We start from the raw sequence: 14422 nt of genomic DNA, 5'->3' as shown, positions 1-14422 counted from the left end.
TGAACCGATGACTGACCTCATGAGCGGACTGCTGTCCACCGTCGCCTTCGCCGCCCTCGGGCTGGTCCTGCTGGTGATCGGCTTCTACGTGATCGACCTGCTCACGCCCGGCAAGCTGGGCCAGCTGATCTTCGTGGAGCACCGCCGCGACCCCGCGCTGCTGCTCGGCTCCTCGGTCCTGGCGATCGCCACGATCGTGGCCACCTCGATCTACACCGCGGAGGCGGACACGTTCCAAGGGCTCGCCGAGACCGCTGCGTACGGGCTCATCGGGATCGCCCTGCTCGCGGTCGCGTTCGTGATCCTCGACCTGCTCACCCCGGGTCGGCTCGGTGAGCTGATGACCGACGACAAGGACGACCCGGCGATCTGGGTCGCGGTCGCGGTGCAGCTCTCCGTCGGCGTGATCGTGGCGGCCTCGATCACGTGAGCCTGTCCCTCCCTTCGTTGCCTGCGCTGCCGGCGGGACGGGCGGCCCGGCTGCTCGTCCTCGCGGCGGTGTTCGTCTGCGCGGCGTGCGGGCTGGTCTACGAGCTCGCGCTGGTGACGCTGGGGAGCTATCTGCTCGGCAACTCGATCGCGCAGACGTCGCTGGTGATCGCGGTGTCGATGTTCGCGATGGGCGTCGGCGCCGTGCTCGCCAAGCCGCTCACCGCGCGGCCGCTGCGGGCGTTCGTGGGCGTGGAGATCGCGCTCGCCGCGGTCGGCGGCGCCTCGGTGCCGGCCCTGTACGCCTCGTTCGCGTGGCTGCACCTCTACACCCCGATGATGCTGCTGGTGACGTTCCTGATCGGCGCCCTGGTCGGCGCCGAGATCCCGCTGCTGATGGAGCTTCTCCAGCGGCTGCGGCGCCAGCAGGCCTCGCTCGCGGTCGCCGACATCAACGCCGTCGACTACGTGGGGGCGCTGATCGGCGGGCTGGCGTTCCCGTTCGTGCTGCTGCCGACGCTGGGGCTGCTGGTAGGCACCGTGGCCACCGCTGCCCTGAACGTGCTCGCGGCCTGGACGGTCGGGGTCGCGCTGGCGGGGACCCGGCGGCGCCGGGGGCTCGTCACGGCGGTCTGCGGCGCTCTGGCCGTCGCGCTCGGTGCGACCGCGGTGACGGCCGACGCCTTCGAGCTCAACGCCCGGCAGGCGCTCTACCGCGACCCGATCATCCACGCCGAGCGCTCCGACTACCAGGAGATCGTGGTGACCCGCGGCGCTCCGTTCGGGCCGGAGTTCGACGACGTACGCCTCTTTCTCGACGGTGACCTGCAGTTCTCGTCCCTGGACGAATACCGGTACCACGAGATGCTCGTCCATCCGGCGATGAACGGGACCCACCAGCGGGTGCTGATCCTCGGCGGCGGGGACGGGCTCGCGGCGCGCGAGGTGCTGCGCTACCGGTCGGTGTCGTCGGTGACCCTGGTCGACCTCGACCCGGCGGTGGTGTCGCTGGCGCGCTCCTACGACCCGGTCTCGTCGCTGACCTCGGGCTCCCTGGAGGACCCCCGGCTGACGTACGTCGCCGACGACGCGTTCTCCTGGGTCCGTGACTACTCGGGGGCGCCGTTCGACGTGGTCATCGCCGACTTTCCCGACCCCGACTCGACCGCGCTGGCCAAGCTCTACTCGGTCGAGAACTACAGCATGATCTCCCGGTTGATGGCTCCGGCAGCGCGGCTGGTCGTGCAGTCGGGCAGCCCGTTCTTCGCGCCGGACGCGTTCTGGTCCGTACGGCACACCCTCGCCGAGGCCGGCTACCGGACCACGCCCTACCAGGCGGACGTACCCTCCTTCGGCAACTGGGGCTACGTCCTCGCCTCCCGCGGTGGCACAGCCCCCGAGCTCGCCCTCGACGACGAGGCACCGGGCGGGCTCCGCTACGCCAGTGACGCCGTGCTCGCGGCGGCCTCCTCGTTCCCGCCGGACCGCGCCGAGCGGCCGACCTCGGTCACCACGCTGCTGGATCCGGCGATCCTGGACTACGCCCGGCACGGCTGGGTGGGCTACTGATGTACTTCCTGATCCGACTCGTCCGGCGCACCTCGCGACACTCCGCCTGGGTGCTCCCGCTCGCGATCATCTGCTTCGTATTCGTCACCGGCTGGATCGCGATGGCCGTGGCCCAGCCCGGCAGCGACATCGTGCACCCCGCCAACTACTGGTGGTGGTTCCTGGTCACCGCGACCACCGTCGGCTACGGCGACTTCTTCCCCGAGACGACCGGCGGCCGGCTCGTCGGGGCGTACGTCGTCTTCGGCTCCATCACCACCCTCGCCATCTTGTTCAGCCGGATCTCGGCAATCATCGAGAACGCCAAAGGACGCCGCATGCGTGGAGAGATCTCTTTCAGCGGACGAAGCCACATCGTGCTGCTCGGCTACACCGCCGGCCGTACCGAGCGGCTTCTCACCGAGCTGCTCTCCGAGCCCGAACGGGAGGTCGTGCTCGCGACCTGGGAGGACCAGCTCTCCGAGCACCCGCTGGCCGGGGAGGAGCGGCTCCATTTCGTACGCGGCGACCTCACCGACCTCTCCGTGCTGGGCCGGACCGGGCTGGCCGGTGCGCACAGCGTGCTGATCGACGCGCGGGACGACAACGAGGCGGTCACGCTCACCGTCGCCGCCCACACGTCGGCTCCTTCGGTGCACACCATCGTCGCCCTGCGCGACCTGCGCGTGCAGCGCACCATCTTCCGCATCGACACCACCGTCCACTGCATCCAGTGGCACAACACCCAGCTGATCGCCGAGGAGCTCAGCGACCCCGGGATCGCGGAGGTCTACCAGGAGCTCGCCACCGCCGGCGGCAAGGGCACCTACTCGCTCACGGTCCCCTCCGGGGGTGCCACGGCGACCGTCGAGGCATGGCAAGGAGCCCTCGGGCGCGGCCACGGTGCCACTCTCCTGGCCGTCCGCACCGTCGACGGCATCCAGGTCAGCCCGTCGTGGGATCTGCCCGTCTCCCCCGGCGCCCGGCTCTTCTACATCGCCTCGGACCGGCTGGACTACGACGAGGTCGCCGGGGCGCTCGGCTGACGGGCGTAGGAAACGCCTGAGAAGTCAGGCGTTCGCTTCGCACCACGCTCAGATCGACCTGATCACGACTTCTTCGTCGCAGCCTTCTTGGTCGTCTTCTTGGCCGTGGACTTCTTCGTGGTCGACTTCTTCGCCGTGGACTTCTTGGCGGTCTTCTTCGTCGTCCGCTTGGTCGTCTTCTTCGCCGGGCCCTTGGCGCGCTTCTCGGCGAGGAGCTCGGCGGCGCGCTCGGCCGTCAGGGTCTCCAGGTCGTCGGCGGCGCGGAGGGTGGCGTTGTACTCACCGTCGGTGACGTAGGGACCGAAGCGGCCGTCCTTGACGATCATCGGCTGCCCGGAGACCGGGTCGGGGCCGAGTTCCTTGAGGGGCGGCTTGGCGGCGGCGCGGCCCCGCTGCTTCGGCTGGGCGTAGATCTGCTCGGCCTCTTCGAGGGTGATGGTGAGCAGCTGGTCCTCGGAGCTCAGGGTGCGGGAGTCGGTGCCCTTCTTCAGGTACGGCCCGTAGCGGCCGTTCTGGGCGGTGATCTCCTCGCCGTCGGCGGCGGTGCCGACGACCCGGGGCAGGGTCAGCAGCTTGACCGCGTCCTCGAGCGTGATGGTCTGCAGGTTCATGCTCTTGAAGAGGCTGGCAGTGCGGGGCTTGGCGCCCTTCTTGGCGTCCTCGGGGAGCTGCTCGGTGACGTACGGACCGAACCGGCCGCTCTTCGCGACGACGGTGAGCCCGGTGTCGGGGTGGACGCCGAGGTTCAGCTCCTCGCCGGCCGGGTTGGCGAAGAGCTCCTTGGCCTTCTCCAGGGTGAGCTCGTCGGGAGGCAGGTCGTCGGGGACATTGGCACGGACCGCGAACGGGGTGCCGTCGTCGCCGGGGCCCTCGATGTAGGGACCGTAGCGACCGACCCGGAGGTTGACGCCGGACTCCGGGCCGCCGACCGGGAAGGTCGCCAGCTCGCGGGCGTCGATGTCGCCGAGACCGTCGACCAGCGGCTTGAGGCCCTTGACCCGCTCGGAGCCGAAGTAGAACTCCCCGAGCTCGGTGGTCATGTCCTTGGCGCCCTTGGCGATCTCGTCGAGGATCTCCTCCATGCTCGCCGTGAACCGGTAGTCGATCTGCCGGGGGAAGTGCTCCTCGAGCAGCCTGACCACGGAGAACGCCACCCAGGCCGGCACCAGCGCGGTGCCCTTCTTGAAGACGTACCCGCGGTTGATGATCGTCTGGATGATGCTCGCGTAGGTCGACGGGCGGCCGATCTCGCGCTCCTCGAGCTCACGGACGAGGGTCGCCTCGGTGTAGCGGGCCGGGGGCTTGGTCTCGTGACCGTCGGCGGTGATGCTGGCCGCGTTGACCGTCTCGCCCTCGGCGAGGTTCGGAAGCCGGGTCTGCTGGTCGTCGGAGGTCTGGTCGGCGGAGTCGGTGCCCTCGACGTACGCCTTCAGGAAGCCGTGGAAGGTGATCACGCGACCGGTGGCGGAGAAGACCACGTCCTCGCCGGTGGTCGCCGTCGCGCCGAGGCGGATCGCGACCGAGTTGCCGACCGCGTCCTTCATCTGGGAGGCGACGGTGCGCATCCAGATCAGCTCGTAGAGGCGGAACTGGTCGCCGGTCAGCCCGGTCTGCGCCGGCGTCCGGAAGGAGTCTCCGGCGGGCCGGATCGCCTCGTGGGCCTCCTGCGCGTTCTTGACCTTGGAGGCGTACGTCCGCGGAGCATCGGGCAGGTATTCGGCGCCGTAGAGCTCCCTCACCTGAGCTCGGGCGGCGCTGATGGCGTCGCCGCTCAGGGTGGTGGAGTCGGTACGCATGTAGGTGATGAAGCCGTTCTCGTAGAGACGCTGCGCGACCGACATCGTGGTCGACGCGCTCATCCCGAGCTTGCGGCTGGCCTCCTGCTGCATCGTGGTGGTGCGGAAGGGGGCGTAGGGGCTGCGCTTGTAGGGCTTGGACTCGACGCTGCGGACCTCGTAGGTCTGGTTGTCGAGAGCGGCCACGAGAGCCTCGGCGCGGCTGCGGTCGAGGTGGACGACCTTGTCGCTCTTGAGCAGGCCGTCGGGACCGAAGTCGGTGCCGCGGGCGACGCGGTTGCCGTCGATCGAGGTGATCTTGGCCGGGAACATCCGCGGGTCGTGGTCGGAGCCGGCGTCGAAGGTGCCGGCCAGGTCCCAGTAGGAGGCGGTGCGGAAGGCGATCCGCTCGCGCTCGCGGTCGACGACGAGCCTGGTGGCGACGGACTGGACCCGCCCGGCGCTCAGCCGGGGCATGACCTTCTTCCAGAGCACCGGGGAGATCTCGTAGCCGTAGAGACGGTCCAGGATGCGGCGGGACTCCTGGGCCTCGACGAGGTCCATGTCGAGCTCGCGGGGGTTCTCGGCGGCGGCGAGGATCGCGGGCTTGGTGATCTCGTGGAAGACCATCCGCTTGACCGGGATGTCCTTCTTCGGCTTCAGCTCGTCGAGGAGGTGCCAGGCGATCGCCTCGCCCTCGCGGTCCTCATCGGTGGCGAGGTAGAGCTCGTCGGCGTCCTTGAGGAGCGACTTGAGCTTGGCGATCTGCTTCTTCTTGTCGCTGGGCACGACGTAGTAAGGGGTGAAGCCGTTGTCGACATCGACGCCGAAGCGCCCCCACGGCTTGTCCTTGATCTTGGCGGGGGTGTCTGCCGCGCTCTGCGGAAGGTCGCGGATGTGCCCGACGGATGCCTCGACGACATACCCCTGTCCGAGGTATCCGCCGATCTTCTGAGCCTTCGCCGGGGACTCGACGATCACCAACTTGTGTGCCACTGACGTCCTTATCTCACTGCAGCAGAGCCTGGCACCACTGACAAGCTCTGGCGAGACACGTTAGCGCGTGTCTCCAGCCGGCATGGGTCCAGTCACCGCGGTTCATGCGGCGCTGAGCTCTCGGACAACATGGCGTGTTGCCTTGGGCGCCGCGATGACAATACCTAGCACGCTGGGGAGTGGGAGCGTGAAATCCGTGTCTCATCGTGGTCACCGCGACGACCACCGGAAGTCGCCCCGCCGATTCTGTCGGTGGTCGTCCGTAGGGTGTCTTTCGAGGACGGCGAGACCCATCCAACCGAGAGGTCTCTGCTGATGATCGACACCGAATACATCGACTACATCGAGGGTATGGCCACGCCCCCGGAGCACCTGGTGTGCTCCGAGTGCGCCCAGCTGCTCACCAGGACCAACATGATCCTGGAGCGACTGGAGGCGGAGCTGACCCGGCCGGTCACGCCACCGCGTCCCGAGCACGAGGTGGCGCTGGACTGGCTGGCCGCGCTCTGCGGTGGCCACGAGGCGGTCGCCGCGCTGGATGCCGCCCCGCTGGTCGAGGACGGGCTGGACCTGCCGGTCGTGGAGGATGCTGCGGGGCGCACACAGTTGGAGGCGGTGGCCGGGCTGCTCGACGAGGTCGCGGCCGGCTTCCCGGTCGAGGAGGTGGGCTTCGCGTTGCGGCGGGCGCTGCTGCGGCTGTGGGAGATCGACCCGCTGGTCGTCGACCGGCCCACGCAGCCGGCCCAGGTGGCCGCCGGGATCGTGTGGACCATCCTGGGCGCCAACGGGCTCGCCGGACCGAACGGCCTGGTCACCGCGACCGCGCTCAAGGAGCGGCTGGGCCTGACGAGGATGCCGACGGCCTACGGCAAGCAGCTGGCGGCCGCGCTCCGTGGCTTCTGGCCGTGGCGGACGCAGCGGCCCTGGGGCATGCGCGACCTGCCCGATCTCGAGCCCCTGGGCTATCCCGATCTGCTCGTCTCGAGCGTGCGCCGCCGCCTGATCAGGCTGCGGGACCAGGCGTGCCTGGCGCGGGACGGAGGAACCCCTCGCTGACCAGCTCCTGGGCGATCGGCAGATAGCTGCTGCGCACGACCGCGGGGTCGCGGTCGAGGATCTGCGCGAGCGCGTCGAGGATCTGGCCGACGGCCAGGTCGCCGTCGCAGGCGCCCGCGAAGGCCGCCTCGATCGTGTCGGCCTGGCGGGCGCGGCGCAGGCCGCGCTGCTGGCGGAGGATGACGGTGCTCGGGTCCTCGGCGCCGGGCTGGCCGACAGTCTCCTGCTGGACGTCCTCGGCGAGCACCAGCGTGGAGTCCTCGGTGACCTCGACGCGGGCGGCGTCGCCCCATGCCTTGAGCGCCGGCGCGATCGGCTGCTCGACGTCGTAGGGCCACTCGAGCAGCTCGCGCTTCGGGTCGGCGCTGTCGGTGCGGTGGAGGTTGATCCAGCCGAACCCGACGCCCTCGATCTTCTGCTCCTCGAACCAGGACAGCCAGGTGTCGTAGCGGGTCAGGTAGTCCTCGGCGCCGTGGTGGCCGGAGTCCTTGAGCCACAGCTCGACGTACGCCGCGGGGTCGAGCACCTCACGCTGCACCACGAACGCGTCGACCTCGTCACCGAGCCAGCCCTCGAGGCGGTCGTCCCAGGGCTGCTCCTCGGAGATGATCCAGTTGCCCAGGATCTGACACCAGCCACCCTCGGTGAGCATGCCGGGAGCGGCCCTGACGATGTCCTCGACCACCCGGTCACCGGGGAGGCCGGAGTCGCGGTAGACGAGGCGCTCGCCGGTCGCCGGGCTGATCACGAACGGCGGGTTGGTGGCGATCAGGTCGAACCGCTCGCCGGCGACGGGCTCGAAGAACGACCCGTCGCGTACGTCGATCCGATCCGCCACGTCGTTGAGCGCGGCGTTGAACGCGGTGATCCACAGGGCTCGCTGGTTGACGTCGGTCGCGACCACCCGGTCGCTGTGGGTGGCGAGATGGAGAGCCTGTACGCCACAGCCGGTGCCGAGGTCGAGGGCGGTGCCGACCTCGTCACGGATGGTCAGCTGGGCGAGGGAGGTGGAGGCGGGGCTGATCCCGAGCACGTGCTCGGGGCCGACGCGCTGCGGGCGGCCATCGAGGCCCGGCGTGAGGTCGGAGACGACCCACAGGGTGGTGTCATCGGTGGCGTACGGGCGCACGTCCAGGCGGGCCGCGACCTCGCCGACCGACTGCTCCAGGATGCCCTCGACGGCGAGCCGGTCGACGAGCCCGGGAAGGGCCGCCTCGGCGTGGTCGAGGGAGACGGTCGTCTGCAGCAGGAAGAGCCGGACGAGGGTCTCCAGCGGAGAGCCGCCGTGAGTGCGCCGCCGGCCTGGAAGGGTCTCGTTGCGGCTGAGCGCGGAGTGGGCGATCGGGCCGAGCAGCTCGGCGACGGAGTCGTAGGAGAAGTCAGCCTGCTGAAGGGCGTCACGGAGCCGGTGCGGGAGGTCACTCACACCTGGAGCCTAGTGCGCGCTTCGCGCGCTCACTCCCTCGCTCGGCGCGAGCGGACGAGCAAGCTCGCCGCTCGACCTCGCTCAGTCGTCTGTGGCGCCGGGTCAGCCTGCTGCCGCGCCCTCGGCGCTGGCGTGGATGTCGAAGACCTTGGCGAGGCCGGTGATCCGGAAGATCTTGAGCAGCCGCTCCTGCGTACAGACCAGGCGCAGCATGCCGTCGTGCTGGCGGACCTTCTTCAGGCCGCCGACCAGGACGCCGAGGCCGGTCGAGTCGAGGAACTCCACGGCCTCGAGGTCGATGACGATGTCGTAGTGACCCCGAGCGACCAGCTCGGTGATCTTGTCCCTCAGCTTCGGCGCGGTATAGACGTCGATCTCGCCGCCCACGGCCACGACGGTGGCCGAGTCGAGCTCGCGAGTCGCAAGCGTCAGATCCACTTCGAAGTTCTCCTGCCAAGGAACGTGAGACAACTGACTCCGGTATCGAGCATCCTCGCGTCCGATACCCGGAGTCGATCGTAATGTAACCACGGCTCACCAGGATGCGCGCAAGAAACTCGCAACGTCGTGCGCCGGATGCGGGGCCGCAAGCGTGACGACCACCAGGATTCTGGGAGAATATGAAGGTGTTGACGACAGCGACCGGTGATCTCGTACGCCGACTCGCTGACGTCCCGGGCCGCGAGGACCGCCTCGCTCACCTGGAGCAGGTACCGCCCCGCGAGGCCGTCTTCGCCGACTGGCCGACGTGGGCGTCGCCAGATGTGGTCGAGGCGTTCGTCGCCCGCGGGGTCCGGCGACCGTGGCAGCACCAGGCGGTGGCCGCCGAGGCCGCCCACGAGGGCAGCCACGTGATCGTCTCGACCGGCACGGCCTCCGGGAAGTCGCTGGCCTACCAGCTGCCCGCGCTGACCGCGATCCGAGACGGACGCGGTCCACGTGGTGAGCGCGGCGCCGGCGTCCTCTACCTCGCGCCCACGAAGGCACTCGCCCAGGACCAGCTCACCGGGTTGCGCGAGCTGGGCGTCGACGTCCGTGCGGTGACGCACGACGGCGACAGCACCCGGGAGCAGCGCGACTGGGCCCGCGACTACGGCGAGTACATCCTGACCAACCCCGACATGCTGCACCGGTCGCTGCTTCCCGGACACCAGCGGTGGACGGCCTTCTTCCGGTCGCTGCGCTACGTCGTCATCGACGAGTGCCATCACTACCGCGGTGTCTTCGGGGCGCACGTCTCGCACGTACTGCGCCGGCTGCGCCGCATCTGTGAGCTCTACGGCTCCTCGCCCACGTTCATCCTGGCCTCGGCAACGGTCGCCGAGCCGGCGACCGCCGGCGAACGGCTGATCGGCCTCCCGGTGCTTCCGGTGACCGCCGACGCCTCACCGCGCGGCGAGCTCTCGATCGCGCTGTGGCAGCCCCCGCTGACGACGCATGCCGGCGAGAACGGCGCGCCCGTGCGCCGCGCGGCCTCGGCGGAGACCGCCGACCTCCTCGCCGACCTGGTCTCCTCGGACGTACGCACCCTGGCTTTCGTACGTTCCCGGGTCGGCGCCGAGCAGGTGGCGATGACCGCGGCGACCGAGCTGGCCGAGGTCGATCCGTCGCTGCCGGGACGGGTGACGTCCTACCGCGGTGGATATCTGCCCGAGGAGCGCCGGGCGATCGAGGCGTCACTGCGGTCGGGCGAGCTGCTGGGGCTGGCGGCGACGAACGCCCTCGAGCTCGGCATCGACATCAGCGGACTGGACGCGGTCGTACTGGCGGGGTATCCCGGCAGGCGCTCCGCCTTCTGGCAGCAGATCGGCCGCGCCGGACGCGGTGCGGGCGACGCCCTCGGCATCCTCGTCGCCCGCGACGACCCGCTGGACACGTACCTGGTGACCCATCCGGATGCGCTTCTCGGACAGCCGGTCGAGGCCACCGTCTTCGACCCGGCCAACCCGTACGTCGTCGGCCCCCACCTCTGTGCCGCCGCCCAGGAGCTTCCGCTCACCGAGCCGGATCTACCGCTCTTCGGCCCGGGCGCGCGGGAGATCGTGGACACCCTGGTCGCCTCGGGGCTGCTGCGCAAGCGGCCTCGTGGCTGGTACTGGACCGACCGTCGGCGTGCCGCCGATCTCGCCGACATCCGCTCCTCGGGCGGGTCCCAGGTGCAGCTGATCGAGGCCGAGACCGGCCGGGTCGTCGGCACGGTCGACGCCGCGAGCTCGCACGCGAGCGCACATGCCGGCGCGGTCTACGTCCACCGCGGCGAGACCTATCTGGTGCACGAGCTCGACCTGGAGGAGAACGTCGCGGTGATCTCCCGCGACGACCCCGGCTACTCCACGTCCGCCCGGGAGATCACCGAGATCTCGATCGTCGCCGAGCGGGAGCAGGTCGCCTGGGGAGAGTGCCGGCTGGCGTACGGCGACGTCGACGTCACCCACCAGGTCGTCTCCTTCCTGCGCCGGCGGCAGCCGAGCGGCGAGGTGCTCGGAGAGGAGCTCCTCGACCTCCCCGAACGTACGCTGCGCACCTCCGCCGTCTGGTGGACCGTCCCCGCCTCGGCTCTCGAGGCGGTTGGCCTGGAGAAGGCGGACATCCCGGGCGCCGCCCACGCCGCCGAGCACTGCTCGATCGGCCTGCTCCCGTTGATCGCGACCTGCGACCGCTGGGACATCGGTGGCGTGAGCACCGCGTCCCACCCGGACACCGGGATGCTCACCGTCTTCGTCTACGACGGTCACCCTGGCGGCGCCGGGTTCTCCGAGCGCGGTTTCCGCGCCGCCCGGGAGTGGCTGGGCGCCACCCTGGAGACCATCGAGGCGTGCGAGTGCGACGACGGTTGTCCTTCCTGTGTCCAGTCGCCCAAGTGCGGCAACCAGAACAACCCCCTCGACAAGCATGGCGCGATCGTGTTGTTGCGTCTCCTGCTGCAGAAATAGGCATACCCTGGGGAAATGCTGATCTTGGGACTCGTGCTGATCGTCGTTGCCGCAGCACTCGTCGTTCTCGGACTCTTCACCACCGGCAACGGTGACCTCGATGACCCGACCGCCACTCTGCTCGGTCTTCCGGTCGGCGCGACCACGATCTTCGTGATCGGCCTCGTCGCCGGTGTGCTTCTCCTCCTCGGTCTCTGGCTCACCAAGTGGGGCGGCAAGCTCCAGGCCAAGAACATGAAGGAGAAGCGCCATCTGCGGAAGCTGGCCCAGTCGCTGCAGGACGCCGCGCCCGAGTCGAAGGACGACGCCACCAACTAGTCCGGCCCTGTCGGGCCGGCCCTCGCCTTGGCGACCGGATCCCCCGGCTGACCGAGCCAGCGCGGCCCCTCGACCCGCACCGTGACCGTGACGTCCTCTCCGGCGACCTCACACGACTCCAACCTGGCCCCGTTGCGCTCGGTGATCGTCGTCGCTGCCGCGCATGCATCCTCGGAGATCTGGAGCGCGTTGGCGCCCGCCAGCGCTGCCAGGTCGGCCGCGGACTGCGCGGTGCGGTGGGCCACGAAGACCGCGCCCACCACACCCAGCGCCGCACCGAGGAACAGCAGCAGCCCGATCGCGCCGACCGCGAAAGGTGCCGCCGATCCACGCTCGTCCTGCCCGGCTCGAATCGCGCTCACTGCTCCCCCCGTGTCGCCTCGGTCGCGGCAACCGCCTCGCCGCGCACCGTCACGCCCGGCATCCAGCCGAAGATCCCGCCGGGCCCGGTGACCCGGGCCTGCGCCGAGGCGACGACCTCCTCCGCGCCGGCGCTCACGCTCACCTGGGTGCCCGCAGGTCCGACCCGACGTCCGCGGGCGGCGGCAGAGCCGCTGTCATCACCTCGGGCGACGGCACGCGCGGTCTCCCGGGCCGCGTCGACCACCTGGATCTGCGCCGCTCCCACCGACAGCAGCCACACCAGGCCGATGGTCACGGCCACCAATAGCGGGATGACCATGACCAGCTCTGCGGTGGCGGCACCCCGCTCACCCCGCTCGCCTCGCTGCCCACGGACCATGGCTCAGATCCCCAGGAGGCTGAGCACGTGCTGGAACAGCCTGTTGAGCAGGTCGTTGCCGAAGCCACCGGTGAGCAGCTTGTAGAGCAGGCCGGCGAGCCCCGCGCCGGCCGCCGTGCCCACGGCGTACTCAGCCGTCGTGATCCCCTTCTCGTTCTTACGAAGATGTGCCTTGGCCATGGTTGGTCTCCTCTGATCGATGGCCGTCCGTACGGCCGTTCACGGACGACAATGACCCGCTCCGCCGACATTCGCGACCGCCTTGTCGTCGGCTGTGGACAACCCGCTCCCGAACCCTCCCTGTGGATGACAATCGGCCCGCTGATCAGGGAAAACAGGAGCGCCGAGACGTCACGTACGTCGGTCGAGTCGGCACTCGGGTGCCAGCTCGACCGACGCAGGCGACGCCTCGGCCGACGCGGGTGACGCCTCGGCGGTGGGTCAGATGCCGAGGTTGGAGAGAAGCCCGCCGACGACCGGGACGACGCCGAGCAGCAGGAAGGCGGGGAGGAGGCAGATGCCGAGGGGGACGGCGGCCTTGACGCCCACCGAGCGGGCTCGGTCCTCGACCTCGGCGCGTGCGTTCCTGGTGAGGTCGTCGGCAAGACGTTCGACCGTCGTGGCGACCGGGGCACCGGTCGCCTGGGCCCGAGCCAACGCGCGGCCCAATGGCGCGAGCGCGGGATCGTCGACCAGGGTGCGCCAGGTCTTCTCCGGGTCGGCTCCCAGGTGGAGCCGGGAGGCCGCCGACAGCAGCCGGGCTGCCGCCGGTCCGGGCAGTGCGGCCGCGACCGCCACCAGCGCCTCCGCGGGCGCCGCACCGGAGGACAGCGCGGCGGAGAGGAGGCGGACCAGCGCCGGCAGGTCGGCCTTGGCCGCCTCGCGCTCACGCCGGACCTCCGCGGGTTCGACCCGGCCGATGACGACCCAGCAGACGACGCCGGCCGGGGCCGCGAGCACAGCGCCTACGGTGCCCCCGACGAAGGTGTAGACGGCGCCGGCGGCGAGGAGCACCAGCAACGGCCGCCAACGCATCATCCAGCCGCCCGGATCGCCGGGTTCGCCCCGGTCCTCGAGCACCGCGACGCGTGCGGGAATTGGCGAGGTCGGCGCCGGCAGCAACGCCGCCGCCAGCCCGAGCGCGATCGCCACGAGCCAGGTGCTCATCTCGCCTCGACCCCACGCGCGATGCCCTCGATCCACCACAGGCCCAGCCAGCCGAGGAGCAGGCCGAGACCGAGGCAGGCCAGGCCCACGGGCGAGCCGAAGAGGAATGCCAGCGGGTCGCCGCCGACTCCGCTGCCCATCGCCAGGGCGGCCACCGGCAGCCCGGCGATCAGACGGGCTGTGGAGCGGGCCGAACCGAGCTCGCCGTCGACCACCCGCTGCGTGGCGGCGGCCGCCCGCAGGTCGAGCGCCACCCGGTCGAGCGCATCCGCCAGACCGCTGCCGGTCTGATGAGCGATCTGCCAGGCCGCGGCGACGACCCGGAGCGAACCCGCCCCGGGCACCTCGGCGGCCTCCCGCCAGGCGGCAGGGACGTCGGAGCCCATCCGCTGAGCCTCCGCGACCGGCTCGATCACCGGCCACTCCGCCGCGAGCTGCGACAGCGCCGGTCCGGGCGGATGCCCGGCGGCCAGCTCGGCGGCCATCTGCTCGCAGGCCTCGACCACCCGCTCAGCCGTACGTCCCGCCTCGATCCGTTCGCAGCGGCGCCGCCACAGGGCGACGCCGCCGAAGGTGGCGATCCCGAGCAAGACAGCCGCGACGACCGCCTTGCCCGGGAAGACGATGGGGACGAGGGCGACCAGGAGGAACGACCACCGCGGCACCCGCCACCCAGGCGTCCGCGATCCGACCACGGACCGTGGACGGATCATCAGCGCTGCCGCGGCACCTGCCAGGCAGGCGACCAGCCCGAGGGCCATCCCGCTCATCGGTCGGCTCCCAGCAGCGCCTCCAGCCGGCCTGAGGCCGGCCCGGCGACGACGTCGCCGTCGGCGGACACCGAGCAGGCGGTCTCCATCCGGACCAGTCCGTCCGCCCCGCGAAGCGGGACGGCGATCTCGGTCAGCACCCGGCGGCCGTCACGCCGCCGCAGATGCACCACCACATCCACCCCGGAGGCGAACTGGCTGTGAGCCGCCTCCCTG

At 70.6% G+C, this 14422-nt stretch carries 14 protein-coding genes and 1 pseudogene; 6 read left to right on the top strand and 9 right to left on the bottom strand.

Features of this window, described 5'->3' with window-relative positions:
- Positions 1–7 precede the first annotated feature (7 nt).
- The 3 genes from HD557_RS00075 to HD557_RS00065 are packed head-to-tail and all read left to right on the top strand — an operon-like array spanning position 8 to position 3023.
- Positions 8–430 carry a DUF350 domain-containing protein gene (locus HD557_RS00075; RefSeq protein ID WP_008355066.1) on the top strand — a complete coding sequence of 141 codons (423 nt, stop codon included), beginning with the start codon at positions 8–10 and terminating at the stop codon, positions 428–430.
- Positions 427–1998, top strand: a complete 1572-nt coding sequence (locus tag HD557_RS00070; RefSeq protein WP_196872376.1) for a polyamine aminopropyltransferase — start codon at positions 427–429, stop codon at positions 1996–1998. The genes HD557_RS00075 and HD557_RS00070 overlap by 4 nt, the downstream gene beginning before the upstream one ends.
- Positions 1998–3023: an ion channel gene (locus HD557_RS00065; protein ID WP_196872375.1), complete on the top strand. Its 1026-nt coding sequence runs from the start codon at positions 1998–2000 to the stop codon at positions 3021–3023. The genes HD557_RS00070 and HD557_RS00065 overlap by 1 nt, the downstream gene beginning before the upstream one ends.
- A 62-nt stretch (positions 3024–3085) precedes the next feature.
- On the opposite strand, the gene topA is transcribed toward HD557_RS00065, so the two are convergent.
- Positions 3086–5794, bottom strand: a complete 2709-nt coding sequence (gene topA / locus HD557_RS00060; protein WP_196872374.1) for a type I DNA topoisomerase — start codon at positions 5792–5794, stop codon at positions 3086–3088.
- Positions 5795–6109: 315 nt separating this feature from the next.
- Between topA and HD557_RS00055 the strand changes: the two genes are divergently transcribed.
- On the top strand, positions 6110–6850 hold the full coding sequence (locus tag HD557_RS00055) for a hypothetical protein (protein WP_196872373.1): 741 nt from the start codon (positions 6110–6112) through the stop codon (positions 6848–6850).
- On the opposite strand, the gene HD557_RS00050 is transcribed toward HD557_RS00055, so the two are convergent.
- Together HD557_RS00050 and HD557_RS00045 are read right to left on the bottom strand one after the other, a co-directional pair.
- A complete protein-coding gene (locus HD557_RS00050; RefSeq protein ID WP_196872372.1) occupies positions 6798–8276 on the bottom strand; it encodes a DUF7059 domain-containing protein in 1479 nt (492 codons plus the stop codon). The genes HD557_RS00055 and HD557_RS00050 overlap by 53 nt on opposite strands.
- A 102-nt stretch (positions 8277–8378) precedes the next feature.
- Positions 8379–8714 (bottom strand): anti-sigma factor antagonist, encoded by a 336-nt coding sequence (locus tag HD557_RS00045; RefSeq protein WP_008355077.1) that lies wholly within the window; start codon positions 8712–8714, stop codon positions 8379–8381.
- A gap of 182 nt (positions 8715–8896) precedes the next feature.
- Between HD557_RS00045 and HD557_RS00040 the strand changes: the two genes are divergently transcribed.
- Both HD557_RS00040 and HD557_RS00035 read left to right on the top strand, forming a co-directional pair.
- Positions 8897–11209, top strand: coding sequence for a DEAD/DEAH box helicase (locus HD557_RS00040; RefSeq protein WP_196872371.1), 2313 nt, complete (start codon positions 8897–8899; stop codon positions 11207–11209).
- 15 nt (positions 11210–11224) lie between these two features.
- Positions 11225–11527, top strand: coding sequence for a hypothetical protein (locus tag HD557_RS00035; protein WP_196872370.1), 303 nt, complete (start codon positions 11225–11227; stop codon positions 11525–11527).
- On the opposite strand, the gene HD557_RS00030 is transcribed toward HD557_RS00035, so the two are convergent.
- The 6 genes and pseudogenes from HD557_RS00030 to HD557_RS00005 form a co-directional block, all read right to left on the bottom strand.
- Positions 11524–11889 carry an Rv3654c family TadE-like protein gene (locus tag HD557_RS00030; protein WP_307785515.1) on the bottom strand — a complete coding sequence of 122 codons (366 nt, stop codon included), beginning with the start codon at positions 11887–11889 and terminating at the stop codon, positions 11524–11526. The genes HD557_RS00035 and HD557_RS00030 overlap by 4 nt on opposite strands.
- Complete coding sequence (locus tag HD557_RS00025; RefSeq protein WP_196872369.1) at positions 11886–12269, bottom strand: TadE family protein; 384 nt, start codon at positions 12267–12269, stop codon at positions 11886–11888. The genes HD557_RS00030 and HD557_RS00025 overlap by 4 nt, the downstream gene beginning before the upstream one ends.
- 3 nt (positions 12270–12272) lie before the next feature.
- Positions 12273–12449, bottom strand: a complete 177-nt coding sequence (locus HD557_RS00020) for a DUF4244 domain-containing protein (protein WP_141801821.1) — start codon at positions 12447–12449, stop codon at positions 12273–12275.
- 261 nt (positions 12450–12710) lie between these two features.
- A complete protein-coding gene (locus HD557_RS00015; protein WP_231380113.1) occupies positions 12711–13436 on the bottom strand; it encodes a type II secretion system F family protein in 726 nt (241 codons plus the stop codon).
- Positions 13433–14206 carry a type II secretion system F family protein gene (locus tag HD557_RS00010; protein ID WP_196872368.1) on the bottom strand — a complete coding sequence of 258 codons (774 nt, stop codon included), beginning with the start codon at positions 14204–14206 and terminating at the stop codon, positions 13433–13435. The genes HD557_RS00015 and HD557_RS00010 overlap by 4 nt, the downstream gene beginning before the upstream one ends.
- Positions 14203–14422: pseudogene (locus tag HD557_RS00005) on the bottom strand (TadA family conjugal transfer-associated ATPase); the annotation flags it as partial. The gene HD557_RS00010 and the pseudogene HD557_RS00005, both read right to left, overlap by 4 nt.

It is taken from the genome of Nocardioides luteus (assembly GCF_015752315.1).
In the GTDB taxonomy this organism is placed as follows: Bacteria; Actinomycetota; Actinomycetes; order Propionibacteriales; family Nocardioidaceae; genus Nocardioides.
The sequence above is the reverse complement of the archived record's forward strand: the minus strand, read 5'-3'. Positions and strand labels throughout refer to the sequence as shown.